The sequence below is a fragment of the Ruegeria sp. HKCCD6119 genome (assembly GCF_013110585.1).
Lineage (GTDB): Bacteria > Pseudomonadota > Alphaproteobacteria > Rhodobacterales > Rhodobacteraceae > Ruegeria.
In genome coordinates, this window is the sequence record NZ_WVQV01000001.1 from 742476 (window position 1) to 769356 (window position 26881).

Here is a 26881-nt window from a genome sequence, read left to right on the forward strand (position 1 = left end):
GGAGGCCGAAATGGCTTTGCTGAACTTCAAGAAACGTGATGCGGTCGAAAGCGGCCCAGTAAATCCGACCGTCGAAGCCTTTTTGCAAGGCTATTCGATCGAGGTCATGCCGCGTACCGCCGAAAAGGTCGACGATTTCCGCGCGCTGCTGCCCGAGGGTACACGCGTTTATATCGCCCATATCGAGGGCACGCCCATCGAAGACATGGTCAAGACGGCCAAGCGAATTGCGGCGGAAGGTTACCCTGTCATGCCGCATTTTCCGGCACGCATCATCAAGGATGCGGCGACGTTGGAGAACTGGATCGCCATGTATCAGGGCGAAGCAGGCGTTGAACAGGCGCTGTTGCTGGCGGGCGGTGTCGCCAACCCGCACGGCGAGTTCGACAGCTCGATGCAGCTGCTGGAAACCGGTCTGTTTGACAAGGCGGGCTTCAAGCGCCTGCACGTGGCGGGTCACCCCGAAGGCAACAAGGACATCGACCCGGACGGTTCGACCAAGAACGTCGATGACGCGTTGCGCTGGAAGCAGAAGTTCAACGAGACCACGGATGCCGAAATGGCGCTGGCAACACAGTTCGCCTTTGACGCCAAGCCGATCATCGCCTGGGCCGACAGCCTGAAAGAAGCGGGCATCGATCTGCCGATCCATATCGGAATCGCGGGTCCGGCCAAGCTGCAAACCCTGATCAAATTCGCCATCGCGTGTGGCGTTGGGCCGTCTCTGAAGGTTCTGCAAAAGCGCGCCATGGATGTCTCCAAGCTGTTGCTGCCCTATGAGCCGACCGATGTCGTGACCGAACTGGCCAACCACAAGGCGGCCAACCCGGATTTCAACATCACGAACGTGCACTTCTTCCCGCTGGGCGGGATCAAGACCAACGCCAACTGGGCGATCAATAACGGCGGCGCTTCGGCAAAGCCTGTAAACTCCTAAGGAACGGACATGACCCGAACAGTCGTAGAATCAAAAACAAAAACAGCCGTCCTGGGCTTTGATGAACCGTTCTGCGTGATCGGTGAGCGGATCAACCCGACCGGCCGCAAGAAACTGGCCGCCGAGCTGGAAGCGGGCGACTTTTCGACCGTTGAGAAAGACGCCATTGCTCAGGTAGCGGCTGGCGCGACCGTTCTGGATATCAATGCGGGCGTTGTCTACAACTCGAACCCCAACCCGAACGAGACCGAACCACCGCTGATGCGCAAGATCGTCGAGCTGGTGCAGGGTCTGGTTGACGTGCCGCTGTGTATCGACTCGTCGGTTCCGGGCGCGCTGGAAGCCGGTCTTGAGGCGGCTGAAGGTCGTCCGCTGCTGAATTCGGTCACCGGTGAAGAAGAACGTCTGGAACTGGTTCTGCCGCTGGTCAAAAAGTACAACGTACCGGTCGTGGCGATCTCGAACGATGACACTGGTATTTCGGAAGACCCCGATGTGCGCTTTGACGTCGCCAAGAAGATCGTCGAACGCGCTGCCGATTTCGGCATCCCTGCACATGACATCGTGGTTGACCCGCTGGTCATGCCCATCGGTGCGATGGCGACCGCCGGTCAGCAAGTATTCGCGCTGGTCCGTCGTCTGCGCGAAGAACTGGGCGTGAACACCACCTGCGGAGCGTCCAACATCTCGTTCGGTCTGCCGAACCGTCACGGCATCAACAACGCGTTCCTGCCGATGGCGATGGGCGCGGGCATGACCTCGGCCATCATGAACCCGGTGGCTCTGCCGGTGACGCAGGCAAAAATCGCCGAGAAAAAAGAGGCCGTTGCCGCGGCGGGCATCATCCTGCCCGAAGGCATGGATGACGAGGCGTTCGTGCAGATGTTCGGCCTGGGCTCCACCAAGCCGCGCGCCGGCAAAGAGATGGAGGCCATCCGCGCCGCCAACCTGCTGACCAACAACGACCCGCATGGCGGCGAGTGGATCCGGTTCAACAAAGCACCGGACGAAGCGGGTGCCGCAGGACCCGTAGGTGGACGTCGCGGTGGTGGCCGTCGGCGCCGCGCCTGATCTGAACGACACAGACTGCAAAGGCCGGGCTCAGCGCCCGGCCTTTTGCATTTGACCCTGATCAATGTCGAATTTGCAGAAGGTTTCAGAATACCCTGATCCAGGATGCATTGATCAGGTGGCAGCATGAGCAAACATCACCCCCCAAAACTCTCAGATGCAGATCTGACCAGGAAACTGAACAAAAAGGTCTACTTCGATCAGCTGATCAAGTTGCAGACACGATTGGCGAGAATTCAGCAAGCTTATCTGTTTCACGGGCTCAAGGGCGTGTTGGTTTTCGAAGGGTGGGACGCTGCCGGAAAAGGGGGGACCATTCGCCGGATCAGTCAGGCCCTGGACCCGCGCAGCTTCAAGGTTTGGCCGATCGGTGCGCCCCGGAACTACTATCTCAACCGGCATTATCTGTTGCGTTTCTGGGAACGCCTGCCGCCTTCGGGTGCGATTTCCGCTTTCGACCGCAGCTGGTATGGCCGAGTTTTGGTTGAGCGGATCGAAAAGCTGACCCCGGAAACACGCTGGCGGGCCGCGTATCAGGAAATCAATGATTTCGAACGAATGCTGGTCGATGACGGGACTCGAATCGTGAAACTGTTCTTCCACATTTCACAGGAAGAGCAGATGCGCCGATTTACCGAACGGCTGACCAACCCGATGAAACGCTGGAAGCTGACTTATGAAGATTTCAGAAACCGCGAAAAATGGGATGTCGCAGAGGTGGCCGTGGATGAAATGCTGGCACGGACGTCTACGGAAGTTGCCCCTTGGCACGTGATCCCGTCCAACAACAAGAAATATGCCAGGATTACGGCCATGAAGGCTATTGTCGAGGCGTTTTCGGAAGGGGTTGATCTGAACCCCCAGCATCTGGATCGCCGTACTTTGGAAGCAGCGGGCAAGACCTTGGCCGTCGACCAGTCCCTGATTGACAGCCTGCGGGCCCGAACCGAGTAAGAACCCGAAAAAGGTTGGTTACGATCCGGGTTGAACGTCTGGATGTTCTGGTGTTATTTCATCTGACAAGGCGGGTATGATGTAATGGTAGCCTGTCAGCTTCCCAAGCTGAACGCGCGGGTTCGATTCCCGCTACCCGCTCCAATTCGGACTGTAAGGCTTTGTTAATTCATCAAAAAGGTGACGTTACGTGGCTTAGCCATCGCCTTTACGGATCTAGCTGGCACGTGTTTCCACGGATCTGCTCAACGGGTTTGCAAAGCCGGTTCTAGCTGTTGAGGCCAAGCAAGGACTCTCTGCCAACTATGTGCGTCGGCAGTTCAACAGATTTGCCCGGTGCGTTGGATTCGATCATCTGAATCAGCGCCTGAGCAGCCTTGCGTCCCATGTCACGATGAGGAACATGGACAGTTGTCAGCGCAGGGGCGACAATGCGCGCTAGCTCGATATCATCAAATCCGGTGATCGATACATCTTCGGGCACCCGAAGTCCCATCTGCTGAGCTTGCCGTACCGCACCGACGGCCAGAACGTCGTTGCCGCACAACACCGCGGTCGGCGGGTTGTCATTCGACATGAGACGCTTGAACGCATCGGCGCCGTTTTCAATCTCGTACGAGGTTTCGATCACGGCCAGTTCATCCTGCGACAGTCCATGTCGGGACATCGCGTCTTTTATCCCCTGGATCCTAAGACGCGCACGGTCGTTGCCTTTGCTGATGCCTGAAATCGTTGCCAGGCGTGTGTGGCCCAATTCGATGATCTTGCTTGTCAAAGCCTCCATCGCCCGCCTGTTGTCAAACCCGACGGACGGTATTGGTTCGTCTGGCAGGAAAGACCACGCTACAAGGGCCGGCACTTTTCGCTTTTCGAGATAGTCGTAGATTTGTACGTCCCGGTCATGCCCGATCAGCAACAGCCCGTCCACGCCCCGTGCAACCAGCGTTCGGATCTGATCTTCTTCTGCGGCCGGCTGGTAGGCCGAGCTGGAGACCAGCAAGGTGTAGCCCTGTTTGTGGATCTCCTCTTGGAACGCCTGCAACCCCCTTGCAAAGATTGCATTTTCCATCGTCGGAATTATCGCACCTATCGTGAAAGAACGCCGTGCAGCCATCACTCGGGCTGCAAAGTTCGGCGTGTAGCCAAGGGTGTCTACGGCAGACAGAACACGTTTCCGCGTTGCCTCGACCACCTGTTGCGGGGTGTTCAGGCACCGTGACACGGTGGCAGTTGAAACGCCTGCTGCCTTGGCAACGTCATCCAGCGTCGGTGCGGACCGATGTTTTGACATTCTCGAACTCTCAATTCCGGTTCGCCTAAGTTAGTCGCATTTTTCCAGGGATGAAAGCGTTTATGTAAGCGCTTGCATTTGTGATGTAAGCGCTTACAAAGGTATCTGAGCCGATTCTGAAGGGAGTCCCGGAAATGTATCTCGCTGCATCAGTCATCGTTTTTGCGATCTATTTCGCAAATGTCGCTTTGGGTGCTTTTGCGAGCAGCGCGTTTCTTGGCGACGTTGGAGAGATGTTGGTTCTGTTCGCGGCTTCGATCCTGTTCGTTGTCGCAATTCTGAAAAAGGAAGCTGACCGGGACGCACAAGACGGCAGCTGAACTTTTGCTTGGGAGGGCAATTGATGAAAACCGACAAGACCGAACTGGCATCGGCCGAGCGCCGCAATTTTCTGAAACTGAGCGCCAGTGGCGCATTCACAGCCGCATTGGTCGCTGGGGCAGGGGGCGTTTTGTGGTCTTCCGAGGCCGCCGCGCAGACCGCGAAGGAAGAGAGCGAGCGTGAAAAGGCCGCAGATCACGTGATGACGGTGGCCACGGCTTATGTGCTTGGCGCGTCGCGCAGCTATCCGATCATGCAGCTGGACCTAAAGGAAAACATTCAGAACGCCACCAACGGCAAGGTCTATGTCAAACTGGCCCCCGGCGGTCAGCTTGGTGCAGGCGGCGCGCTGGTGCAGAAAGTGCAGGGCGGTACCATCCAGGCCGCGCAGCATTCGCTGTCGAATTTCGCGCCGTTCGCGTCGACAGTCGACCTGATCAACATGCCGTACCTGTGTGGCTCGAACCAGCGTTTCACCAACCTCGTCCATTCGGACACATGGAAAAGTGAGGTTCACCCCAAGGTCGAAGCGGCAGGGTTCAAGGCTCTGTTCTATGTTAACATCGACCCGCGGGTGGTTGCGGTTCGTCAGGGCGGCAATGCCGTGCTCACACCCGGTGATATGAGCGGGATCAAGTTCCGCGTGCCGGGATCGAAGATGCTGCAACAATACTACCGGATGGTCGGCGCCAACCCGACACCCGTTGCCTGGGGCGAGACCCCCTCGGCCATCAAGCAGGGCGTTGCGGATGCGCTCGATCCTTCGGTTGGCGCGCTCTATGTCTTTGGGTTCAAGGACATACTCAGCCATGTGACCTTCACACAGGCGGTGCCGGACAGCCAAGTTTATTCCTGCAACCTGGAATGGTTCAACTCGATGCCGGCAGATGTGCAGGAAGGCATCATGTGGGGGTCGGAAATGACCAGCCATCAGAACCTGTCCAAGGTTCCGTCGGCCCGCGCCTATGCCATGGCCGAGTTGAACAAGGCCGGGGTGCAGTTCCACTCGCTCAGTGACGACCAACTGGCGGAATGGCAGGATGCCGGCGGGTATCAGAACGCCGATTGGGATCCGTTCAAGACAGAACTGGCCGGATCGATGGAAAACTTCGAAAAGCTGGTCGAAGCCGCGGGTACTCAGGGCAAATACTACGTCCACGACGCCTAAGGCCCAAGCCGTGGGCGCCAGACAGGCGTCCACGAACTTTACTTTCAGTCAGCCCGGCAACAACCCGCCACGTCAGGCGCGGGTCAGGCTGTCCCTGCGCCGGAGGATCAGATGACCATTCTTCAAAACATAGACCGAAACGCAGAGCGCTGGTTGCTGCTGGTGTTCTACGTGATGCTGGTGATTACCATGGCCATCGAAGTGCTGCGGCGCGAGATTTTTGCTTATTCGTCGATCTGGGGCGAGGAAATCGTTCGGTATTCCTTCATCTATCTGGCCTGGATCGGTGCCGCGGCTGCGGTGAAAGAGCGGGCGCATATCCGGATCGATGTGATCATGCATTACATCGGACCACGCCCCAAGGCGGTGCTGTATATTTTCGGCGATCTCGTGATGTTCGGCGTGGCGATCATCGCGCTCTACTGGTCGTATGAGGCGGTTCATGTCTCGGCCAAGTTCGGCTCGGTCACGGATGGTCTTCGGGTCTCGAAAGTCTGGTTCCTTATGGCGGTGCCCGCCGGATTCGCCCTGATGATATGGCGGCTGATCCAATCTTTCCTGCGTGACGTGAAATCGCTTCGGGACGGCACCCCCGTCTTCGAAGGCGACAAGCTGTTTGACTGAGGAGAACACGAATGCTTTGGAATTCCCTCAATCAAACCGTTGAACTGGGCTGGGATTTTTACCTGCCGGTGATCCTGTTCGTAGGCCTGATCGCCTTGGCCGTGCCCGTTTGGGCCGCCATTGGCACAGCGGCGATCGTGATGCTGATCATGTCCGGTGATCTGCCCCTCAGCCTGGTCGGAGAAAGCCTGTTCACAGGTATCGACGCATTTGCCCTGACCGCTGTTCCGTTGTTCATTCTGACCGGAGACGTTCTGGTGCGGACCGGTCTGTCGCGCAAATTCCTGGACGTGGCCGAGGCGCTGACATGCTTTGCCAAAGGCGGGTTCGGGTCGGCCACGGTTCTGGTCTGCGGTATGTTTGCCGCGATTTCAGGGTCGGATGCTGCCGGGGCGGCTGCGGTGGGTCGCATGACCATCAACCGGCTGGTGGAAAGCGGATATCCGCGCCCCTATGCCTGTGCTCTGGTTGCGGCTGGTGCCTGTACCGGCATCCTGATCCCGCCTTCGATCGCCTATATCATCATCGGCCTCGTGCTGGGTATTTCCGCCTCGACCCTGTTCCTTGCAGCCTTGATCCCGGGTCTGGCCATCCTGGTGTCGATCCTGATCACCAACATCATCATGAACCGCCTTTATGCCTATGAGGGCGGCGGCATGATGACCATGGGGGAATGGCTGGCCAATCTGGGCAAGGCGCTGAAATCGGGCTGGTACGCGTTCATTGTGCCGGGGATCATCTTCTACGGCATCTTCTCAGGTCGCCTGACCCCGACTGAAGCCGGCGCAACGGCCGTTGTCGTCACTATAATCATGGGTTTTATCCTGCGCACCCTGACGCTGGCAGATTTTCCATCGATGCTGGTCAGTTCGGCCAAGGTGAACGGAGTCATCCTGCCGATCATCGCCTTCTCGGCACCTTTGGCCGAAGCACTTGCGATCATGGGTGTCCCGCAGGGTTTCGTGGCCTCGGTCACGTCGCTGACCGATGATCCCTATCTGTTGATCTTGCTGATGATCGGCATCCTGATCGCAGCAGGCTGCGTGATGGAGACAACGCCGAATATCGTGATCCTGGCACCAATCCTGAAACCGCTGGCCGACAATATCGGCATGAACGAGATTCAGTTCTGCATCATGATGATCACCGCGTTGGGTGTGGGCTTTATCACGCCGCCGCTGGGACTGAACCTGTTCGTCGTATCTGGCATTACCGGTGAGTCCATTCTGAAGATTGCCGCCCGGGCCGTTCCTTTCGTACTGACCATGCTGATCGTGGTGATCCTGATTGCCTACGTGCCTGCTGTGTCGACCACCCTGCTTCCTGAAATCTACCAATAGGACCTGCTGAAAATGCCTCGTGAATATTTGAAAAAGGCGACTCTCACCGCTCAATCGCATGCCTCTGAGGTGCATGATACGGTCAAGACCATCCTTGCCGACATCGAGGCGGGTGGCGACGACAAAGCACTGGAATATGCCCTCAAGTTCGACAAGTACGAAGGAAATGTCCTGATGACGCAGGACGAGATTGATGCGGCCATCGTACAGGTGCCGGAAAAACTGAAGGCCGATATACGCTTTGCCCACGACAACGTCCGTCGCTTTGCCGAGACGCAGAAGGCCACCGTGTCGGACGTACAGATGGAGATCGTTCCCGGTTTTGTTGCGGGGCAAAAGGCGATCCCGGTGGATGCAGCAGGATGCTATGTTCCCGGTGGGCGCTACAGCCATATCGCCAGCGCGATTATGACGGTGACAACGGCCAAGGTCGCCGGATGCCGTCATATCACGGCCTGTTCTCCGCCCCGTCCGGGCGAGGGCGTGGCGCCAGCGATTGTCTATGCCGCGCATATTTGCGGAGCCGACAGCATTCTGGCCATGGGCGGTGTGCAGGGCGTGGCCGCCATGACCTATGGTTTGTTCGGTTTGCCGCGCGCCAATATCCTTGTGGGGCCGGGAAACCAGTTCGTGGCCGAGGCCAAACGCATCCTGTACGGCAAGGTTGGTATCGACATGATTGCGGGTCCGACCGACAGCCTGATCCTTGCCGACAGTTCCGCGGACGCCCACGTGGTGGCAACCGATCTGGTTAGTCAGGCCGAGCACGGGTACAATTCGCCCGTCTGGCTGGTGACGGATGATCGCGACCTTGCGCAGAAAGTCATGGAGCTGGTTCCGGTTTTGATCGATGATCTGCCAGAGCTGAACCGGGAAAACGCCTCGGCCGCGTGGCGCGACTATGCCGAAGTCATTGTCTGTTCCGACCGCGAAGAGATGGCCGCCTGTTCCGATGAATATGCGCCCGAGCACCTGACGGTTCAGGCCGAGGATCTGGATTGGTGGCTGGATCGCCTGACCTGCTATGGTTCGCTGTTCCTGGGTGAGGAAACCACCGTGTCCTACGGGGACAAGGCAACCGGAACGAACCATGTTCTGCCGACTTCGGGTGCGGCCAGTTACACCGGCGGTTTGAGTGTTCACAAATACATGAAGATCGTCACCTGGCAGCGGGCTACACGTGAAGGATCGAAATCGATCGCAGAAGCTACCGCACGGATTTCCCGACTGGAAGGTATGGAAGGTCACGCTCGCGCAGCGGATGTGCGTCTGGCCAAGTATTTCCCGGATGAACAGTTTGATCTGACCGCTGATGGATGACCCGCGCACATTGTTTGACCTGACGGGCCGGGTGGCCTGTATCACCGGCGCCAGTTCGGGGCTGGGGCGGCAGGTGGCGCGGACACTTGCCGCGGCCGGCGCGCGTGTTGTCGGCGTGGCGCGGCGCGGCGACGCTTTGGCGCAGATGCAGGCTGAAATCGGCGAACACGCAGAAGCCGTTGTTGCTGATGTCGCGGATCGAGCCGGAATCGGCGGGCTGGTGCAGGTGATCAATTCCAAGTACGGCGCACCGGATATTCTGGTGCATGCGGCCGGGGTCAACACGCGTGAGCCCGCTGACGAGGTGACACCTGATGGCTGGGATGCCACGCTTGCCCTGAACCTCAGCGCGCCGTTTTTCCTCAGCCAGGCGATGGTGCCCGAAATGAAAAGGAAGGGGTGGGGGCGCATCGTCAATTTCGCCTCGCTGCAAACGACGCGGGCCTTTCCGGGCGGCATTGCCTATGGGGCCACCAAGGCCGGGATCGCGCAATTGACCCGTGCCATGGCCGAAGCCTGGTCGCCATTTGGCATTACCGCCAACGCAATCGGTCCGGGGTTCTTTCCGACCGAGCTGACCCAGGCCGTGTTTGACGACCCCCAGCGCGCGGAACGCAACGCCGCTCAAACCTGCATAGGGCGCAATGGGCGGATGCAGGATATCGACGGGCCGATCCTGTTTTTGTGCTCGAACGCGTCCGGCTATGTCACGGGGCAGGTTCTTATGGTTGATGGAGGGTTCACAGCCAAATGAAGGCACTGGTTTACCAAGGAGTGGAACAGATGGTGTTCGGTGATGTGCCGGATGCCGAGGCCGGTCCGTCCGAGCATTTGATCCGGATCGAAGCGGTCGGCATCTGCGGCTCGGACATGCACGCCTATCTGGGCCATGATGCCCGCCGTCCGGCTCCGCTGATCCTGGGGCACGAGGCGGCCGGTGCGATTGTTGACGGGATACGTGCCGGTGATCGTGTCACGATCAATCCGCTGGTAAGCTGCGGGCAATGCGCAGCCTGCCTTGCCGGCCGGGAAAACCTGTGCCCGGATCGCCAGATCATCTCGATGCCTCCGCGCGAAGGGGCGTTTGCTCAATACGTTACAATGCCTGCCAGCAATCTTGTTGAAGTACCTAAGGATGTTTCGTTTGCCAAAGCCGCGCTGGCGGAACCGCTTGCCGTCAGCTGGCATACGGTCCGGTTGGGGATCGAGGCTCTGCATCCTGCAATGGACCGTCGCGCACTGGTGATTGGCGGCGGGGCCATCGGCCTTGCGGCGGCATTGGCCTTGCGGGCAATGGGCGTTGACGATGTGACCATCGCGGAACCAAACCAGCTGCGTCGCAACTACCTGGCGAAAATCGAAAGCTTTGCGCTGGTGGAGTCAGCCAAAGGGACTTACCCGTTGGTCATAGATGCCGTGGGGTACGCTGCGACGCGGTCGGTTGCCTCGGCCAAGGCCGAACCGGGCGGCGTGATCGCGCATGTGGGTTTGGGTGAGGATACCGGTGGTCTGGATATTCGCCGGATGACCTTGCAGGAAATCACATTCATAGGGACTTACACATACACCACCAAAGACTTTCGCCAGACGGCTCAGGCGATCTTTGACGGGCGGCTGGGGGCTCTGGACTGGATAGAAGAACGCGCCCTGGCCGACGGAGCGCAAGCGTTTTGCGATATCCGGTCTGGCGCCGTGGCCGCACCGAAGATTATCCTGAGACCCTGGGGATAGAACTGACAGAACTGGAGACCTTCATGTACACGAAAATACTGGTCCCGTTAGCTTTGGATCACGGCATATCGCAACACACGCTGGAAATCGCACGGGCCTTGTCAGGAGAGGGCGCAGAAATAATTGCGCTGCATGTCTACGAGATGCCTCAGGGATCGGTCAGCGCCTATCTGGACAAATCGGTTGTCGCCGAAGGGTTCGAACGGGCCCGTTTGCAACTGTTGCAAAAAGTCGAAGGGCTTGAAGGGGTGAGGGCCGAAATCGTCAAAGGCCATACCGCGCGGTCAATCATCGACTATGCCAGCAGCAAGAATGTCGACTGTATCGTAATCGGCTCGCACAAGCCGGACCTGAGCGACTACTTCCTGGGATCGACCGCTTCGCGCGTCGTCCGCCATGCCCCCTGTGCCGTACACGTGCACCGAAGGGCCTGAATTCCTCAATCGCGCGTCTAGCGCCCCAAACAGGACCAAAAGCTGGATCATGAACATAGACAAAAAGATCACCGACGATCTGCTGGCCAACGATATCTCGTTTGTCACCACTGTCCCGTGCAAGCAATTGGCAGGTGTCATCGCGGAAATCGACGAGCGCGAAGGCATCTATCACATCCCGTCCAACAAGGAAGACGAAGGGATGGGCCTGTGTGCAGGAGCGTGGATGGGCGGCAAGCGGCCCGCGATCATCATGCAGAACACAGCCATTGGCGTGACGATCAATACGCTGGCGACGCTGATCCAGTATTACCGGATGCCGCTACCGATGCTGATATCGTACCGGGGGGAACTGCGCGAACCGATTGCCTGCCAGGTTGAAATGGCGGTTCACACCAAGGCGCTGCTGGCTCAGCTGAACATCCCCACCTACCACTTCCACCATCAGGCCGATGTCGAAGAGCTCGACGCGATCCTGAAATATACCTTCATGTGCAACAAGCCGGTCGCCATCCTGACCGACGCCAATTTCTGGGGAGGCTATGGCGACCAATGATCCGTTCTGAAATCCTGAAGGAAATCGCCCCGATCCTGCGTGATCAACTGGTTGTTTGTAACATCGGCATCCCCAGCCAGGAACTGCATGCCATCGACGACCAGCCAACCAACTTCTACATGCTCGGCACCATGGGGCTTGCGTCCTCGATCGGTCTGGGGTTGGCGCTGTCACAGCCGAAGCCGGTGATCGTCATCGACGGCGACGGCTCGATCCTGACCAATCTGGGCACCCTGCCAACGATCGCCAACAACGTGGCGGACAATTACATCCTGCTGATCGTGGACAATGGCTCGTACGGCTCGACCGGCGATCAGCCGACCTATGCGGGGCAGAAGACCTCGCTGGCCAAAATGGCCGAGGCCGCCGGGTGTGAGCGCGTGATCGAATGTGCCGCCGAAGACACCGGGCGCGTACTGCAAGAGGCGCTGGATGCCAAACAGATGACCATCATCGTCAGCAAATGCGAAAGCGGCAATGCCAAGATGCCGCCGATCACGATGGATCCGGTGGTCATCCGCGACCGCTTCATGAAGGCCGTTCAGGCCTGATGGGCGCAAGCGCCATCCACAGCGCCGAGGACGCCCGCCGCCTGGCGCGGCGGCGTCTTCCGTGGATGGTGTTCGACTATATTGATGGTGCAGCCGGGGCCGAGATGGGTGCCGGTCGCAATCGGTCCGCTTTGGATGCAATGACTTTGCGCCCGCGTATCCTGCGCGACGTCAGTGAAAGATCTCTGGCAAGTTCGCTGTTCGACCGGCCCGCGAAACGCCCGTTTGGTATCGCGCCGATGGGTATGTGCAATTTGTCTGCACCGGGGGCCGACTTGATGCTGGCCCGCATCGCGGCACGCCACGAGGTGCCGCTTGGGGTTTCGACTGTGGCCTCGACCGCGATGGAGGATCTGATCGTCGAAGCGGAAGGCCATGCCTGGTTCCAGCTGTATTTCAGCGGCGATGGCAGCGGCACGTTCAAGCTGGTCGATCGCGCCAAGGCAGCGGGGTACGAGACACTGGTGCTGACCGTGGATGTGCCCGAGGTTGGCCGACGCCCGCGCGAGTTGCGTCATGGGTTCAAGATGCCTTTCAAAATGGGGCCAAAGCAGGTGATGGATTTTGCCCTGCACCCCCGGTGGTCCTTGCCGGTCCTGCTGAAAGGCAAGCCGGAAATGGCGAATTTCCGGATGGATGGCTACGACTTCGACCGCACCGAAAGCCGCGCCAAGGCCACGTGGGAGACATTGGCCCGTCTGCGCGACCAGTGGACCGGAAATCTGGTGGTCAAAGGCGTATTGGATACAGACGACGCGCAAAGGCTCAAGTCAGCGGGCGTGGACGCCATTCAGGTCTCAAGCCATGGTGCGCGCCAGTTGGAAAGTGCGCCCGCGCCAATCACGGTTCTGCCCGAGATACGCAAGGCCGTCGGTCCGGATTTTCCGCTTTTCTACGACAGCGGGCTGCGCTCGGGTGAAGACGTCCTCAAGGCACTTGCGAACGGGGCGGACTTTGCCTTTTTCGGCCGTATCCTTCAGTTTGCAATTGCGGCCGAAGGCGAAAAGGGTCTGGCGCAGCTATGGTCGGTACTCAGCGAAGAAATCAGCATCGCCATGGCCCAGCTGGGCGTCACGTCGCTGGACGAGGTCAGACGCAACGCCTGATGTGGGTGACGGCAATGACCCGAGGTTTCCCACGGGGCATTGAACTGTCGGTTTAACCGCGGCGCCTGCGACGCCGCCCGCCGCCTGCTTCGGTTTCGCCGCCGGTGTTGAAGCTTGGGTTGGGCAGTGTGACAACCTGGGCCAGTTCCGGAAACGGATCCGTCTTGTGCGGGATCGCATTGGCGGCCACGAAATGATCCTGAAACTTCGGCTCAATGGCGGTTTCGATCTTGGTGATCTCGCGCACGACGCGCTCGATCTCGGCGCGCGATCCGATATTGCACAGCGCGATACGTGCGCCGGTGCCTGCGGCGTTGCCCGCGCTCGAGACTTTTTCCAGCGGCGCATCGGGTATCATTCCCAGCACCATGGCGTGTTTGGTCGAGATATGCGCGCCGAACGCACCGGCCAGAACCACGCGATCCACTTTTTCGACTTTCATTTCGTCCATCAGCAGGCGTGCACCTGCGTACAATGCGGATTTCGCAAGCTGGATGGCACGGATGTCACCCTGCGTGACCGTGATGCGGGGGCCGCCTTCGGCGCTGGCATCGTGGATCAGATAGGCGTGTGTGCGACCTTCGGGCACGCAGCGTGCAGTGCCGGTCTGTTCCGCCGATCCGATCAGGCCGCCTTCGTCCAGCAGGCCTGCGATACGCATCTCGGCCACTGCTTCGATGATACCGGATCCGCAGATGCCTGTGATCCCGGTCGTGGCGATTTCCTGATCAAAGCCCTCTTCGTCGGACCATTTTTCAGACCCGATGACGCGGAACCGGGGTTCCTTGGTGACAGGGTCTATCTCAATTCTCTCGATCGCCCCGGGTGCGGCGCGCTGGCCTGAACTGATCTGAGCGCCTTCGAAAGCAGGCCCGGTGGGCGAGGAGCAGGCGAGCACGCGGCTGGTATTGCCAAGCAGGATTTCGGCGTTGGTGCCCACGTCGACGATCAGAACCAGATCCTGCGACTTTCCGGGTTCTTCAGACAGGGCCACCGCCGCGCAGTCCGCGCCCACATGGCCTGCGATACAGGGCAGGATATAGACCTGCGCGCGTGGGTTCATGGTTGTCAGATCCATGTCGCGGGCGGGCAGGGACATGCTTTCCGACGTTGCCAACGCAAACGGGGCCTGACCCAGTTCCACCGGGTCCAGCCCCAGCAGCAAGTGATGCATGACCGGGTTGCAGACGAACACAGTTTCCACGATCAGAGAGGCATCGATGCCTGCCTCTTCGGCAATCGACGTGGCCAGGTCATTGATTGCCTCGCGCACTGCCTTGGTCATCTCCTGATCGCCGCCGGGGTTCATCATGGAATACGAAACGCGGCTCATCAGGTCTTCGCCGAACCGGATCTGGGGATTCATGAGGCCGGAGGATGCCTTGACCTCGCCGGTTTCCAGATCGGTCAGATGCGCGGCGATGGTGGTCGATCCGAGGTCGATGGCCAGACCATACAGCCCGCCTTCATGCAGGCCGGGCCAGATTTCGACGATACGCGCCACGCTGTCCTTGTGACCTTTGTGGACCGCCACGGTGACTTCCCATTTACCCTTGCGCAGAACCGGTTGAAGTTTGGACATCAGCGTCAGGTCCGCCGTGACGGCTTCGATGTCCCACTGTTCGCGCAACGCGCGCTCGAGCCGTTCCAGATCGCCGGTGGGCGAATGCATGTCGGGTTCTTCCACCACAACGAAGTAAAGGCGCGTGGCCGGGTCCATCGTGATGGCACGCGCGGCTGCCGCCTTGCGCACGACCTGCCGGTGCACCTGGCTTTCCGGCGGTACGTCGATCACCACGTCGCCCTGAACCGAGGCCTGACAGCCCAGACGGCGGCCCGGTTTCAGACCACGTTTGTCCTCATAACGTTGTTCGACGGCGTTCCATTCGCTTAACGCATCCTCTGACACCGTGACGCCGTGCTTGGGAAATTCACCATAGCTGGGTGTGATCTGGCACTTTGAACAGATGCCGCGGCCCCCGCAGACCGAATCCAGATCCACCCCCAATTGACGGGCTGCCGTCAGAATTGGGGTGCCGACGGGGAAGTGCCCGCGTTTGCCGGAAGGGGTAAAGACGACAAGAGGGTCGGTGGTCATCAGTGACATACCTTTTCATATTCGCGCGTATGCCGGGCAAGATATGGGTTTGCGCGAAAAGGGAAAGACCATCTGCGGCACGATCTGCACAACGAGCGTCGTTTTCTTCCACTGCAACGACAACCAGAGCCAAAGAGTTGCCCCCAAGGGCTTTTCCTTTGGTTCAATCCATGTAATAGGGTCACCGCCAAACGGGCTTTTGCATGGGGTATTCAGATGCAGATTCGTGAGGCACTTACCTTTGACGACGTTCTCCTGGTTCCGGGCGCATCTTCCGTGCTGCCGGCAACCGCGGATACGACCACGCGTGTGACGCGCGAAATCACCATGAACATCCCATTGCTGAGTTCGGCCATGGACACCGTGACCGAGGCGCGCATGGCCATTGCCATGGCTCAGGCGGGCGGCATCGGTGTGGTACACAAGAACCTTTCGGTGGAAGAACAGGCCCGCGAAGTCCGCCGGGTCAAGCGGTTTGAATCCGGTATTGTCTATAACCCGGTGACATTGCGGGTGGATCAGACATTGGCGGACGCCAACGCGCTGGTACAGCGCTACAACTTCACCGGTTTTCCGGTCGTCGACGAGCAGGGCCGCGTGGTGGGTATTCTGACCAACCGCGACATGCGCTTTGCGAACTCGGACGATACGCCGGTACACGCGATGATGACTTCGGAAAACCTGGCGATGCTACAGGAACCGGCCGATCTGGAAGAAGCCAAAAGCCTGATGCGGGCGCGCCGTATCGAAAAGCTGCTGGTCGTGGATGGTGGCGGCAAGCTGACCGGTCTACTGACGCTTAAGGATACAGAGCAGGCCGTTTTGAACCCAACCGCCTGCAAGGACCGCCTGGGTCGCCTGCGGGTCGCTGCGGCGACGTCAGTCGGGGATGCCGGGTTCGAACGATCCGAGCAATTGGTGGATTCGGGTGTCGACATCATCGTCGTCGATACGGCGCATGGTCATTCTCAGGGCGTGCTGGACGCTGTAAAGCGGGTCAAGACCCTGTCGAACGAGGTTCAGATCATTGCCGGGAACGTTGCAACAGGAGAAGCGACCAAAGCCCTGATCGATGCTGGTGCCGACGCGATCAAGGTGGGCATCGGCCCGGGATCGATCTGTACCACACGGATGGTGGCGGGGGTTGGCGTCCCGCAGTTGACCGCGATCAGCGATTGTGCGGCGGCAGCGGGCGACGTTCCGGTCATCGCGGATGGTGGCATCAAGTTCTCGGGTGACTTTGCAAAGGCGATCGCGGCCGGGGCGTCCTGCGCCATGGTCGGGTCGATGATTGCGGGCACCGACGAAAGCCCGGGCGAGGTGATCCTGTATCAGGGCCGTTCGTTCAAATCCTATCGCGGGATGGGCAGCCTGGGTGCAATGGCGCGCGGTTCAGCCGACCGCTATTTCCAGAAAGATGCAGCCAATGACAAACTGGTGCCCGAAGGCATCGAAGGGCAGGTGCCCTACAAAGGCTCGGCCAGTGCCGTGATCCACCAGCTGGTTGGCGGCTTGCGTGCGGCGATGGGGTATACCGGCTGCGCCACTATCGAAGAGATGCGCAAGAACTGCAATTTCGTGAAAATTACAGGCGCTGGTCTGAAGGAAAGCCACGTGCATGATGTTCAGATCACCCGCGAAAGCCCGAACTACCGGGTCATGTAAGCCATCCAGCAAGACACATGGCACCCGTATACGGGTGCCTATTTGCCACTTGGATCGGCCAGCCGGGCCCATTTCCGCCGAGGTATTCCACAATGACACCCGCCGCCCGTGTTCAGGCCTCGATCGAAATTCTGGATGATATTCTGGCTGGCGCGCCGGTCGAAAAAGCACTCACCGGCTGGGCTCGGCGCAGTCGCTTCGCCGGATCCAAGGATCGGGCAGCCATTCGCGATCACGTATTCGACGCGCTGCGACGCAAGCGCTCGTACGCTGCGTTGGGAGGGTCCGACACCGGGCGCGGTTTGATGATCGGTGCGACCCGTGCGTCAGGCGGGGATCTGGCCGAGTTGTTCACCGGCGACCGTCACGCTCCGATGCCGGTTCAGGAAACGGAAGCGGCGCGGGATTTCGCGTCCGAGGCCGAGAGATATGACATTCCGGAGTGGCTGTGGCCTCGGTTCGTTGACTCTCTGAAGGATGCCATGGTTCCTTGCGCGATGTCTTTGCAGAACCGGGCACCCGTTCATCTGCGGGTCAACTTGGGAAGAACCGATCTGGGCGAGGCCATCGACGCCTTGAAGTCCGAGGGTATTGTCGCCCATCCGGTTCAGGTATGCCAAACCGCCCTTGAAGTGACAGAGGGGGCCCGGCGCATTGCCCAAAGCCAGGCCTATGCCCGGGGCCTGGTCGAACTTCAGGACGCTGCAAGCCAGGCGGTTGTGGCCGCGCTGGATCTGCGGCCGGGAATGCGCGTTCTGGATTATTGCGCGGGTGGTGGCGGCAAGGCGCTGGCGCTTGCAGCGCACGAGGGCGTCGAAGTGTACGCCCATGATGTGAATTCCGGCCGCATGAAAGATATTCCGACGCGGGCGGAACGAGCAGGCGCAAAGATAACCATCCTCAACACCGATGACCTTTCAGGTGTTGATCCGTTTGATGTTGTTTTAGTTGATGCGCCGTGCTCTGGCAGCGGATCGTGGCGAAGGGCGCCGGCCGGGAAATGGGCCTTGACCGAGGATCGCTTGCTGGACCTCACCACCATTCAGGCCCGTATTTTATCCGACATTGCGCCTTTGGTGCATCCGGGCGGCCTGTTGGCTTACGCAACCTGTTCGGTTCTGAACGATGAAAACGGCGCGATCATAGACGATTTTCTGGATCACTTTTCCCAGTGGCGGGAAACCTTCCGGAAAACGTGGCACGTTACACACGAATCTGACGGGTTCTTTACGTCGCACTTGACGCGCTGAGCTTTTGGCAAATAACAACCTTGGGTAGATTGCTGCTTTCCGAACGTCGTTAAGCGGGAATTAACCAATTTTGGCCGTTATAGCCGATAACTTTGCGCCCGAGCCGTTTATGTCTGACACAGTAGAATTTTTCAGCGACCCATCTCTTGTCCACACGCCCTTGGCATCTCGTCTATGGTCGTTGGTGGCGGTGGCATTACTGATCAGCATTGCCCCCATGGTCGGGTTGTTGCCACCGGATTGGACCATGGGCATGATGGTCGCGGGAACTTCGCTTTTGATTGTGGCACTATGCGTCGTGATCAAAGGCCAGGTCGACGTCAGACATGCGCAACAAACCACTGCCGTCATGGCCGCGTTTGCAGAACAGGACGAGTCACCTTTCCTGATCGCAAATGCCTATGGCGACATTCTGGCATCCAACGCACCAGCGCGGGAACAATTCGGCGCGGCGAAAGGAGCCAGCCTTGAAAACTGCCTCGGTTCGACGTTCTCGACGCCTCAGGTGATTTTGTTGAGGTTGCAATCTCAGGCCCGATCATTCGGTCGGGCCCGGGAAGACTGCGTGATCAGGGGAAACACAAGCAGTGTAACCGTGTTTCAATTGGCTCCCGACATTTTTTGCTGGCGGTTTCAACAGTCAGAACAGGAAAGCTGGCAGTCTCTCAACCTGCCGGTCCTGACCATCGGATGCGCGGATGATGTGGTGTGCCCGAATCCGGCGGCGAAAAAGTTGCTTGGGCTGCGTCCCGGTCGGGTTCGCGACGTCTTCAGTGATGCTGACCCCCGGGTCGGAGCCTCAAACATTATCAAGTCACAGGACGGAATGATACCGGTCGCTGTGACGGAGCTTTCCCGATCCAGCAAGGAACGAAGCCTTGGTTTGGTGCCGCTCATTGAAACTCCGGCGCCCGGGGCCAGCACGTCTTTTGCAGATCTTCCGGTTCCGGTTCTCACCCTGTCTCCGGCGGGGGCCATTCTGAATGCCAACAGGCTGGCGAATAAGTTGCTTGGAAATGAAAGCCTGGAAGGCACGAACATAGCCGACATCATGCGGGGTATGGGGCACCCCATTCTGGATTGGCTGGCGCGGACGGCCGCGCAAGAAGATGCGCAACGATCCGAGTTTCTTCAGTTGACCCGAAAAGACAAGGAAGTCTTCGTACAGGTCACGCTGAGCCGTGTCGTTGTCGATGGCAAGATCTGTCTGATCGCGGTTCTGAATGATGCGACCGAGTTGAAGACTCTGGAGGCTCAATTCGTCCAAGGGCAGAAAATGCAAGCTGTGGGTCAATTGGCCGGCGGGGTCGCACATGATTTCAACAACCTGCTGACGGCCATTTCCGGGCATTGCGACCTGCTGTTGTTGCGTCACGATCAGAATGACCCGGATTATGGGGATCTGGTTCAGATCAATCAGAACGCCAACCGGGCCGCTGCGCTAGTCAGCCAGCTTCTGGCATTCTCGCGCAAACAGACTCTCAGGCCCGAAGTTCTGGATTTGCGCGACACGATCTCGGATCTCATTCACTTGTTGAACCGGTTGGTGGGCGAGAAAGTTCTGCTGACCCTCAGCCATGATCCGGTGTTAAAGCCGGTTCGGGCGGACAAACGGCAGTTGGAACAGGTGTTGATGAACCTTGTCGTAAACGCGCGCGATGCCATGCCAGACGGGGGCGAGATCCGTATCGAGACCGAGGTATTGAACCTGTCGCAACCGCTCAGCAGGGACAGGGCGACCGTCCAGCCCGGCGAATACGTTACGGTCAGGGTCATGGACAGCGGTGTGGGAATACCCGCCGACAAACTGCAAAAGGTTTTCGAGCCGTTCTATACGACAAAGCGTACGGGTGAGGGCACAGGGCTTGGGCTTTCAACAGCGTATGGCATCGTCAAGCAGACGGGCGGTTTCATCTTTGTCGACAGCACGGTGGGTCGAGGCACCGAGTTCACCGTTTTTCTACCGGTTTGCGCCACGGTGGCAGAGGCTGAACAGGACATTCCGGCCCAGCCCGAAACCCAAAGCGCCCGGCAAGGAGAGGGCGTCGTGCTTTTGGTTGAAGACGAAGCGCCGGTCCGCGCCTTCGCAACCCGGGCCCTGCGTCTCAAGGGCTATACCGTGCTGGAGGCGGATTCGGCCGAGGAAGCTCTGCGGCTTCTGGAGGATCCATCTTTGAACGTCGACGTATTCGTAACGGATGTGGTCATGCCCGGCATGGATGGTCCGACCTGGGTGCGTAAAGCTCGGGAATCACGCCCGGATGCCCGCGTGGTCTTCGTATCCGGTTACACGGAAGGTGCCTTTGGCGATTCAGAACCCGAGATCGCCAACTCGACCTTCCTGCCCAAGCCGTTTTCCCTCACCCAGTTGACCGAGGCGGTTTTCCAACAGCTGAACTGAGCACCCTACAAGGCTGCATCGTGGAGCGCGAATTCCTCTACGTGTCTTTTGCGAAATTTCTGCCGTGTTTCGGGCGTCAGCGTCAGATCACCCGGTGGTGATACATTCTCTCGTGGCAGGTCGATCTGCATATTCAGTCGCGCTTGCAGGAAGTCGAGAATTTTGTCCTGGTTTTCGTATTTGAAAATATGCGTGGCGCCGCGACCGTTGCTGCGGGTGCGGAAAAACTGGCTTTGGCTACCAACATCGGCAAAATCCGGACGGGGGTTTGTCATATAGGCCTGCACAAACGTGTCGAAACTCATGTCTCGGGTCGAATGGACGTGACCGATCAGGTCGGCGCGGCTGCGAAATCGATACCAGCTGCCCAGCCAGTCAACGGGTTCGCGAACAACTGCCAGGATCTCCATCTCGGTATCGTACATTTTCCGAAAAATGTTCTGGAAGAACCGATCATACCTGCGCACCGGAGCATGTTTGAGCTCGGGAGGATGAGTGACGACGATATCAGCGCGATCCCGCAACGCCGTGTGATAAGCCGTGCTGCCGGTTTTCGGAACGGCAAGGAAGGCAAGGCGTTCCTCATAGAAAACAAGCATTTAATTGCTCCAATTGTCATCCGGCTATGCGCGCAGATTGTCGTAAAGGACTTCTTAATACAATTGCTGAAGACTAAATCCCGTAAGTTTTTATTGAAATGTTCTTCTTTTGGTCCCATAAGGAACAAGAGGCGAACAAAGCAGCGATTGCCGCCCGATCAAGGGTGTGACAAAAGGGAAGGCGACAGGACAATGGCGGATCTTCTGACAATGAGCGACAAGAAAAACGCAGATAAGCAAAAGGCGCTCGACAGCGCGCTGGCCCAAATCGAACGGCAGTTCGGCAAAGGCTCTATCATGAAGCTTGGCGAAGGCGCCAAACAGGACATCGATGCAAGTTCGACAGGCTCGCTCGGGTTGGATATTGCGTTGGGAATTGGTGGTCTGCCAATGGGGCGGATTGTTGAGATTTACGGCCCGGAAAGCTCGGGGAAGACGACGCTGACGCTGCATTGCATTGCGGAACAGCAGAAACGCGGCGGCGTCTGCGCCTTTGTCGACGCCGAGCACGCGCTGGACCCGCAATATGCGCGAAAGCTTGGTGTTGATCTGGACGAGCTTCTGATCTCGCAGCCCGATACCGGAGAGCAGGCGCTGGAGATCACCGATACGCTGGTGCGCTCGGGCGCGGTCAACATGGTCGTGGTCGATTCGGTTGCGGCGCTGACGCCGAAATCCGAACTGGAAGGCGACATGGGTGACAGCAATGTCGGCGTTCAGGCCCGTCTGATGAGCCAGGCGATGCGGAAACTGACGGGCTCGATCAGCCGCTCGAACTGCATGGTGATTTTCATCAACCAGATCAGGATGAAAATCGGCGTGATGTTCGGCAGCCCCGAAACCACCACCGGCGGTAATGCACTGAAATTCTACAGCTCGGTTCGTCTGGATATCCGCCGCATCGGCGCGATCAAGGACCGGGACGAAGTTGTCGGCAACCAGACGCGCGTCAAGGTCGTCAAGAACAAGGTTGCACCCCCCTTCAAGCAGGTGGAATTCGACATCATGTACGGCGAAGGCATCAGCAAGATGGGCGAATTGCTGGATCTGGGTGTCAAAGCCGGTGTGGTCGAAAAGTCAGGGTCATGGTTCAGCTATGGCGACGAACGGATCGGGCAGGGGCGTGAGAACGCCAAACAATATCTGCGCGACAACAGCCGCATTGCCTTTGAGATCGAAGACAAGATTCGGGCGGCTCACGGGCTGGAGTTCGACATGCCTCCGGGCGCAGCCGAGGATGATGACATCCTTGAAGCCTGACGGTCGCTGACGGGGTGCGATACGTTCCCGGTCCGAGGTGTTGTGTTGAAAATACTATGAACAAGGCGGTCCCCCGGGTCGCCTTGTTTCGTTCGGACACGCCTCTGCTGTGGACACTCGTTTGACAGGGGGATAAACCTGCGGGGACCAAGTTTTTTGTGCGCCGAGAGAGCCCTATGCCAACCCTGAACGACATCCGATCGACCTTTCTGAATTACTTTGAAAAACAGGGGCATGAGGTCGTGGCGTCCAGCCCGCTGGTGCCGCGCAACGACCCGACGCTGATGTTCGTCAATTCGGGCATGGTGCAGTTCAAGAACCTGTTCACAGGATTGGAAACACGTGACTACAAGCGCGCCACCACGGCGCAGAAATGTGTGCGTGCCGGCGGCAAGCACAACGATCTCGACAATGTGGGTTACACAGCGCGCCACCATACATTCTTCGAGATGTTGGGGAACTTCTCGTTTGGTGATTACTTCAAACACGAAGCGATCCCATTCGCGTGGGAGCTGATCACCAGGGAATTTGGGATCGACAAGAACCGCCTGCTGACAACGGTCTATCATACTGATGACGAGGCGTTTGAAATCTGGAAAAAGGTCGGTGTTCCCGAAGACCGGATCATCCGCATCGCCACCAGCGACAATTTCTGGCAGATGGGCCCGACCGGCCCCTGCGGCCCGTGTACCGAGATCTTTTATGACCACGGAGACCACATCTGGGGCGGTCCTCCGGGCTCTGCCGAGGAAGACGGCGATCGGTTCATTGAGATCTGGAACGTGGTCTTCATGCAAAACGAGCAGTTCGAAGACGGCTCGATGGTCGAGCTCGACATGCAGTCGATCGATACGGGCATGGGTCTCGAGCGGATCGGTGCATTGTTGCAGGGCAGCCATGACAATTATGACACCGATCTGTTCAAGGCACTGATCGAGGCATCAGCCGATGCAACTGGCGTGGATCCTTACGGGGATCAGAACGTGCACCACCGCGTGATCGCGGACCACCTGCGTTCGACTTCGTTCCTGATTGCTGATGGCGTGATGCCCAGCAATGATGGCCGCGGCTATGTTCTTCGCCGCATCATGCGTCGTGCCATGCGTCATGCGCATCTGTTGGGCGCCAAGGATCCGGTCATGCACCGTCTTGTCCCGTCCCTCGTTCAACAGATGGGCGGTCACTATGCCGAGTTGACTCAGGCACAGCCATTGATCGAAGAGACCTTGTTGCTTGAAGAAACGCGTTTCAAGCAGACGCTGGACCGGGGGTTGAGGCTGCTGGACGATGAGGTGTCCGGCCTTTCCGAGGGGGCGCCTTTGTCTGGTGAGGCGGCATTCAAACTGTATGACACCTACGGTTTCCCACTGGACCTGACACAGGATGCGCTGCGCGAAAAAGGCCGGACAGTTGACACCGAAGGCTTTGAAACGGCGATGGCCGAACAAAAGGCCAAGGCGCGGGCTGCCTGGGCCGGGTCAGGTGAAGCCGCGGATCAGGCGGTATGGTTCGATGTTCTGGACAGCGCCGGGGCGACCGACTTCCTTGGCTATGACACCGAGAAAGCCGAAGCTCAGGTTGTGGCACTGGTTGTTGACGGTGCTTTGGTTGACAAGATCGAAGCGGGCGACAGCGGCTGGGTCGTGGTGAACCAGACGCCGTTCTATGGCGAGGCTGGTGGCCAGGTGGGCGATACTGGCGAGATGCGTCGCCTTGAAGATCGCGATCACCTCAGCCGAGTGGAAGACACCAGAAAATTCGCTGATGGGAAGGTCTATGCGCATAAGGTGACGGTCGTCAGCGGTGCCGTTTCAAAAGGCGATGCTGTCGAGCTGGAAGTCGATCATGCGCGCCGGACCGCAATCCGGGCCAACCACTCGGCCACGCACTTGCTGCATGAAGCGCTGCGGGACACGCTGGGGGACCATGTGGCGCAGCGCGGCTCGCTGAATGCGGCGGATCGTCTGCGGTTCGACTTCAGCCATTCCAAAGCGCTGAGCCTGGAGGAAATCCGGAAGATCGAGCGTGAGGTGAACGATTTCATCCGCCAGAACTCGGCTGTCGAGACACGGGTCATGACACCGGATGACGCGCGCAAACTGGGCGCGCAGGCACTGTTCGGCGAGAAATACGGTGACGAGGTGCGTGTTGTTTCGATGGGCAAGGCACCTACGGGCAAGGGCCATGATGGCGAAACCTGGTCGATCGAACTGTGTGGCGGTACTCATGTGCGTCAGACGGGTGATATCGGCACCTTTGTCATCCTGGGTGACGGCGCAAGCAGTGCCGGAGTGCGCCGCATCGAAGCACTGACCGGGGATGAAGCGTTCCGTTACCTTTCGGCACAGGATCATCGTCTTGCGCAGGTGGCTTCGGAACTGAAGGCGCAGCCGGATGATGTGGTGGCCCGCGTGAAAAGCCTGCTGGAGGAACGCAAATCATTGCAGAACGAAGTGGCTCAACTGCGTCGAGATCTGGCGATGGCCGGCGGGAGCGGGCAGGGCGGCGGTGCCGAAGCGCGTGATGTGAACGGTGTGAAGTTCATAGCGCAGGCCCTCAGCGGGGTGTCCGGCAAGGATCTTCCGGCATTGATCGACGAACACAAGGCGCGTCTTGGATCGGGGGCGGTGTTGCTCATCGCGGATACGGGCGGCAAGGCCGCGGTTGCGGCTGGCGTCACCGAAGACCTGACAGGAACCGTTTCGGCGGTCGATCTGGTCAAGGCCGCAGTAGTGGAATTGGGCGGCAAGGGCGGCGGCGGCCGCCCGGACATGGCCCAGGGCGGTGGACGGGATGCGTCGAATGCGGATTCGGCGATCAAGGCTGCAGAACAGGTTTTGGGAGGGTAAGATGGCTGCACTTTGGATTGCACACGTGACGGTGACCGATGCCGAGGCGTATGGAAAATATGCCGAATTGGCCGGGCCAGCCATTGCCAAGCACGGGGGCACTTTCATCGCCCGTGCGGCGCGTTACGTTCAGTTGGAAGGCAAGGAACGGCCACGCAACGTTGTTGCCCGTTTCCCGTCGCTAGAAGCAGCCGTCGAATGCTACAACTCGGATGACTATCAAGAAGCATTGAGTCATGCGCGCGACGCCAGCGAACGTGAATTGGTTGTGGTTGAAATCACGGAGTGAACGACTGCGTTCACGACGTGTAGCGCGGTTTGCCCGGTAAAGGGGCAGCCAATAGGCAATCATTGGCTTATACCACCACTCGGCCAAGGGAACTCAGCCCGTCAACAGGGGGCTGATTTTATTTTTTCATTATTTCAATCACTTATCAGGCCACGCTGTCGCGTATTTGCGCGATCGGCACCCGAATTGTGGCCGCGCCACCCAAATTCTTGCGCAAAAAGGTCAGATTGACGGACGAATTTCCGCCCTTTTTCCCCTTCAACTTTTTAGGTGATTGCCTGGGCGGGGTTGTTCGCGGATAGTTTCACGAATCGGAATGCGACCCTGTTTGACGTGCAATCGTGCGAAGAACATCGGATTGGGGTACAGGCATGAAACACTTCACAAATCTGGCCAAGCGGTTTGGTGCAAGACTTCTGCCGGTTTCAGTACGGGCCTTCAGCATCAGTTTTTTGGGCGTCTGCACCCTAGCCGTGGCCCCCATCGCACATGCGTCCGGTAACGGATTTATCCCAAGTGTCGCGGCCTCTCCGCCACCGTCAGGGGCGGCCAATCTGTGCGCCGAGTACAAATGGGCCTGTGCCAAAAAACGCTCCGTATCCCTGTCCAGCCAGCAAGAACTGAAGGTTGTCGAACAGGTAAATCGGCGCGTGAACAGATCGACGCGAGAAGTCACCGATCAATCCCAGTACAAGATGACCGAGCGTTGGGCGCTTCCGACAGCCAGGGGTGGCGATTGCGAAGACTTCGCGCTGTTGAAGAAAAGAGATTTGATCCATGCCGGCGTCGATCCAAGTAAACTGTTGATCGCTACGGTTCTGGACACGCGTCGCGTGCCTCATGCGGTGCTGGTGTATCGCTCTTCCAAGGGTGATTTGGTTTTGGACAACCTCACAAACCGTATCAAACCCTGGACGGCAACGCGGTACCTGTTTCTTCGCATGCAAGACCCGAATCGGCCCGGACGTTGGGTTGGTGTGTACGGCCATAGCTGACGAAACCTGGAGATCTTTTTGAGAAACTGAATACCGGTGCAATCGTATCTTGCACCGGTAGTATTGCTTCC

At 58.6% G+C, this 26881-nt stretch carries 24 protein-coding genes and 1 tRNA gene; 22 read left to right on the forward strand and 3 right to left on the reverse strand.

The features are described 5' to 3' along the window. The first annotated feature begins 10 nt into the window (after positions 1-10). From GS611_RS03745 to GS611_RS03760, 4 genes are all read left to right on the forward strand, one after another. Positions 11-937: a methylenetetrahydrofolate reductase gene (locus GS611_RS03745; RefSeq protein WP_171328330.1), complete on the forward strand. Its 927-nt coding sequence runs from the start codon at positions 11-13 to the stop codon at positions 935-937. Positions 938-946: 9 nt separating this feature from the next. Continuing rightward, positions 947-2008 carry a methyltetrahydrofolate cobalamin methyltransferase gene (locus GS611_RS03750; protein WP_171632332.1) on the forward strand — a complete coding sequence of 354 codons (1062 nt, stop codon included), beginning with the start codon at positions 947-949 and terminating at the stop codon, positions 2006-2008. A 126-nt stretch (positions 2009-2134) separates the two neighbouring features. After that, on the forward strand, positions 2135-2962 hold the full coding sequence (locus GS611_RS03755; protein WP_171632335.1) for a polyphosphate kinase 2 family protein: 828 nt from the start codon (positions 2135-2137) through the stop codon (positions 2960-2962). Positions 2963-3032: 70 nt separating this feature from the next. Beyond that, positions 3033-3106 (forward strand) — tRNA-Gly (locus GS611_RS03760). 124 nt (positions 3107-3230) lie between these two features. On the opposite strand, the gene GS611_RS03765 is transcribed toward GS611_RS03760, so the two are convergent. Then, on the reverse strand, positions 3231-4253 hold the full coding sequence (locus GS611_RS03765) for a LacI family DNA-binding transcriptional regulator (RefSeq protein ID WP_171632337.1): 1023 nt from the start codon (positions 4251-4253) through the stop codon (positions 3231-3233). Between the two features lie 134 nt (positions 4254-4387). On the opposite strand from GS611_RS03765, the gene GS611_RS03770 reads away from it, so the two are divergent. The 11 genes from GS611_RS03770 to GS611_RS03820 all read left to right on the forward strand — a co-directional run bounded on the left by GS611_RS03770 (position 4388) and on the right by GS611_RS03820 (position 13404). Continuing rightward, positions 4388-4573 (forward strand): hypothetical protein, encoded by a 186-nt coding sequence (locus GS611_RS03770; protein WP_171115836.1) that lies wholly within the window; start codon positions 4388-4390, stop codon positions 4571-4573. A 23-nt stretch (positions 4574-4596) separates the two neighbouring features. After that, positions 4597-5742, forward strand: a complete 1146-nt coding sequence (locus GS611_RS03775) for a TRAP transporter substrate-binding protein (protein WP_171632341.1) — start codon at positions 4597-4599, stop codon at positions 5740-5742. A 111-nt stretch (positions 5743-5853) separates the two neighbouring features. Continuing rightward, a complete protein-coding gene (locus GS611_RS03780; protein ID WP_171115839.1) occupies positions 5854-6366 on the forward strand; it encodes a TRAP transporter small permease in 513 nt (170 codons plus the stop codon). 11 nt (positions 6367-6377) lie between these two features. Next, entirely contained in the window at positions 6378-7706 is a 1329-nt protein-coding gene (locus GS611_RS03785) for a TRAP transporter large permease (protein WP_152458037.1), read from the forward strand. Positions 7707-7718: 12 nt separating this feature from the next. Continuing rightward, positions 7719-9026, forward strand: a complete 1308-nt coding sequence (gene hisD / locus GS611_RS03790; protein WP_171632344.1) for a histidinol dehydrogenase — start codon at positions 7719-7721, stop codon at positions 9024-9026. Continuing rightward, a complete protein-coding gene (locus GS611_RS03795; protein WP_171632347.1) occupies positions 9019-9780 on the forward strand; it encodes an SDR family NAD(P)-dependent oxidoreductase in 762 nt (253 codons plus the stop codon). The genes hisD and GS611_RS03795 overlap by 8 nt, the downstream gene beginning before the upstream one ends. Further along, positions 9777-10757: a zinc-binding dehydrogenase gene (locus GS611_RS03800; RefSeq protein WP_171632350.1), complete on the forward strand. Its 981-nt coding sequence runs from the start codon at positions 9777-9779 to the stop codon at positions 10755-10757. Before GS611_RS03795 ends, GS611_RS03800 begins: the two co-directional genes overlap by 4 nt. A 23-nt stretch (positions 10758-10780) precedes the next feature. Further along, positions 10781-11191 (forward strand): universal stress protein, encoded by a 411-nt coding sequence (locus GS611_RS03805; protein WP_171632352.1) that lies wholly within the window; start codon positions 10781-10783, stop codon positions 11189-11191. A gap of 49 nt (positions 11192-11240) precedes the next feature. Next, positions 11241-11747, forward strand: a complete 507-nt coding sequence (gene comD, locus GS611_RS03810) for a sulfopyruvate decarboxylase subunit alpha (RefSeq protein WP_171632355.1) — start codon at positions 11241-11243, stop codon at positions 11745-11747. Further along, complete coding sequence (comE, locus tag GS611_RS03815; protein WP_171228302.1) at positions 11744-12298, forward strand: sulfopyruvate decarboxylase subunit beta; 555 nt, start codon at positions 11744-11746, stop codon at positions 12296-12298. Before comD ends, comE begins: the two co-directional genes overlap by 4 nt. After that, complete coding sequence (locus tag GS611_RS03820; RefSeq protein ID WP_171632359.1) at positions 12298-13404, forward strand: alpha-hydroxy acid oxidase; 1107 nt, start codon at positions 12298-12300, stop codon at positions 13402-13404. The genes comE and GS611_RS03820 overlap by 1 nt, the downstream gene beginning before the upstream one ends. Positions 13405-13456: 52 nt before the next feature. On the opposite strand, the gene GS611_RS03825 is transcribed toward GS611_RS03820, so the two are convergent. After that, positions 13457-15502, reverse strand: coding sequence for an ASKHA domain-containing protein (locus GS611_RS03825; RefSeq protein WP_171633826.1), 2046 nt, complete (start codon positions 15500-15502; stop codon positions 13457-13459). Positions 15503-15718: 216 nt separating this feature from the next. On the opposite strand from GS611_RS03825, the gene guaB reads away from it, so the two are divergent. From guaB to GS611_RS03840, 3 genes are all read left to right on the forward strand, one after another. Further along, positions 15719-17167, forward strand: a complete 1449-nt coding sequence (gene guaB / locus GS611_RS03830) for an IMP dehydrogenase (RefSeq protein ID WP_171632362.1) — start codon at positions 15719-15721, stop codon at positions 17165-17167. 92 nt (positions 17168-17259) lie between these two features. Beyond that, positions 17260-18417 (forward strand): RsmB/NOP family class I SAM-dependent RNA methyltransferase, encoded by a 1158-nt coding sequence (locus tag GS611_RS03835; RefSeq protein WP_171632364.1) that lies wholly within the window; start codon positions 17260-17262, stop codon positions 18415-18417. Between the two features lie 109 nt (positions 18418-18526). Continuing rightward, the gene (locus GS611_RS03840; protein ID WP_171632367.1) at positions 18527-20818 is read left to right on the forward strand and encodes an ATP-binding protein; all 2292 of its coding nucleotides are present in this window, start codon (positions 18527-18529) and stop codon (positions 20816-20818) included. Between the two features lie 5 nt (positions 20819-20823). Here the strand turns inward: GS611_RS03840 and GS611_RS03845 are convergent, their stop codons facing one another. Next, positions 20824-21417: a sulfotransferase family 2 domain-containing protein gene (locus tag GS611_RS03845; protein ID WP_171632370.1), complete on the reverse strand. Its 594-nt coding sequence runs from the start codon at positions 21415-21417 to the stop codon at positions 20824-20826. Between the two features lie 192 nt (positions 21418-21609). Between GS611_RS03845 and recA the strand changes: the two genes are divergently transcribed. From recA to GS611_RS03865, 4 genes are all read left to right on the forward strand, one after another. Continuing rightward, the gene (gene recA / locus GS611_RS03850; protein WP_171632372.1) at positions 21610-22677 is read left to right on the forward strand and encodes a recombinase RecA; all 1068 of its coding nucleotides are present in this window, start codon (positions 21610-21612) and stop codon (positions 22675-22677) included. Between the two features lie 176 nt (positions 22678-22853). Beyond that, positions 22854-25526: an alanine--tRNA ligase gene (gene alaS / locus GS611_RS03855; protein WP_171632375.1), complete on the forward strand. Its 2673-nt coding sequence runs from the start codon at positions 22854-22856 to the stop codon at positions 25524-25526. Position 25527: 1 nt separating this feature from the next. Next, positions 25528-25815: a DUF1330 domain-containing protein gene (locus GS611_RS03860; RefSeq protein WP_152458023.1), complete on the forward strand. Its 288-nt coding sequence runs from the start codon at positions 25528-25530 to the stop codon at positions 25813-25815. 371 nt (positions 25816-26186) lie between these two features. Continuing rightward, on the forward strand, positions 26187-26810 hold the full coding sequence (locus GS611_RS03865) for a transglutaminase-like cysteine peptidase (protein WP_171632377.1): 624 nt from the start codon (positions 26187-26189) through the stop codon (positions 26808-26810). Positions 26811-26881: the final 71 nt, after the last annotated feature.

What these genes read in the sequence shown, in the direction of transcription:
- GS611_RS03860 (WP_152458023.1), top strand. Translation starts at nt 25,528, where the DNA reads ATGGCTGCACTTTGGATTGCACACGTGACGGTGACCGATGCCGAGGCG.
- GS611_RS03775 (WP_171632341.1), top strand. Translation starts at nt 4,597, where the DNA reads ATGAAAACCGACAAGACCGAACTGGCATCGGCCGAGCGCCGCAATTTT.
- alaS (WP_171632375.1), top strand. Translation starts at nt 22,854, where the DNA reads ATGCCAACCCTGAACGACATCCGATCGACCTTTCTGAATTACTTTGAA.
- recA (WP_171632372.1), top strand. Translation starts at nt 21,610, where the DNA reads ATGGCGGATCTTCTGACAATGAGCGACAAGAAAAACGCAGATAAGCAA.
- GS611_RS03795 (WP_171632347.1), top strand. Translation starts at nt 9,019, where the DNA reads ATGGATGACCCGCGCACATTGTTTGACCTGACGGGCCGGGTGGCCTGT.
- GS611_RS03865 (WP_171632377.1), top strand. Translation starts at nt 26,187, where the DNA reads ATGAAACACTTCACAAATCTGGCCAAGCGGTTTGGTGCAAGACTTCTG.
- GS611_RS03840 (WP_171632367.1), top strand. Translation starts at nt 18,527, where the DNA reads ATGTCTGACACAGTAGAATTTTTCAGCGACCCATCTCTTGTCCACACG.
- comD (WP_171632355.1), top strand. Translation starts at nt 11,241, where the DNA reads ATGAACATAGACAAAAAGATCACCGACGATCTGCTGGCCAACGATATC.
- hisD (WP_171632344.1), top strand. Translation starts at nt 7,719, where the DNA reads ATGCCTCGTGAATATTTGAAAAAGGCGACTCTCACCGCTCAATCGCAT.
- GS611_RS03770 (WP_171115836.1), top strand. Translation starts at nt 4,388, where the DNA reads ATGTATCTCGCTGCATCAGTCATCGTTTTTGCGATCTATTTCGCAAAT.
- GS611_RS03845 (WP_171632370.1), bottom strand. Translation starts at nt 21,417, where the DNA reads ATGCTTGTTTTCTATGAGGAACGCCTTGCCTTCCTTGCCGTTCCGAAA.
- GS611_RS03805 (WP_171632352.1), top strand. Translation starts at nt 10,781, where the DNA reads ATGTACACGAAAATACTGGTCCCGTTAGCTTTGGATCACGGCATATCG.
- GS611_RS03750 (WP_171632332.1), top strand. Translation starts at nt 947, where the DNA reads ATGACCCGAACAGTCGTAGAATCAAAAACAAAAACAGCCGTCCTGGGC.
- GS611_RS03755 (WP_171632335.1), top strand. Translation starts at nt 2,135, where the DNA reads ATGAGCAAACATCACCCCCCAAAACTCTCAGATGCAGATCTGACCAGG.
- GS611_RS03745 (WP_171328330.1), top strand. Translation starts at nt 11, where the DNA reads ATGGCTTTGCTGAACTTCAAGAAACGTGATGCGGTCGAAAGCGGCCCA.
- GS611_RS03765 (WP_171632337.1), bottom strand. Translation starts at nt 4,253, where the DNA reads ATGTCAAAACATCGGTCCGCACCGACGCTGGATGACGTTGCCAAGGCA.
- GS611_RS03785 (WP_152458037.1), top strand. Translation starts at nt 6,378, where the DNA reads ATGCTTTGGAATTCCCTCAATCAAACCGTTGAACTGGGCTGGGATTTT.
- GS611_RS03835 (WP_171632364.1), top strand. Translation starts at nt 17,260, where the DNA reads ATGACACCCGCCGCCCGTGTTCAGGCCTCGATCGAAATTCTGGATGAT.
- comE (WP_171228302.1), top strand. Translation starts at nt 11,744, where the DNA reads ATGATCCGTTCTGAAATCCTGAAGGAAATCGCCCCGATCCTGCGTGAT.
- GS611_RS03820 (WP_171632359.1), top strand. Translation starts at nt 12,298, where the DNA reads ATGGGCGCAAGCGCCATCCACAGCGCCGAGGACGCCCGCCGCCTGGCG.
- GS611_RS03800 (WP_171632350.1), top strand. Translation starts at nt 9,777, where the DNA reads ATGAAGGCACTGGTTTACCAAGGAGTGGAACAGATGGTGTTCGGTGAT.
- GS611_RS03825 (WP_171633826.1), bottom strand. Translation starts at nt 15,502, where the DNA reads ATGACCACCGACCCTCTTGTCGTCTTTACCCCTTCCGGCAAACGCGGG.
- GS611_RS03780 (WP_171115839.1), top strand. Translation starts at nt 5,854, where the DNA reads ATGACCATTCTTCAAAACATAGACCGAAACGCAGAGCGCTGGTTGCTG.
- guaB (WP_171632362.1), top strand. Translation starts at nt 15,719, where the DNA reads ATGCAGATTCGTGAGGCACTTACCTTTGACGACGTTCTCCTGGTTCCG.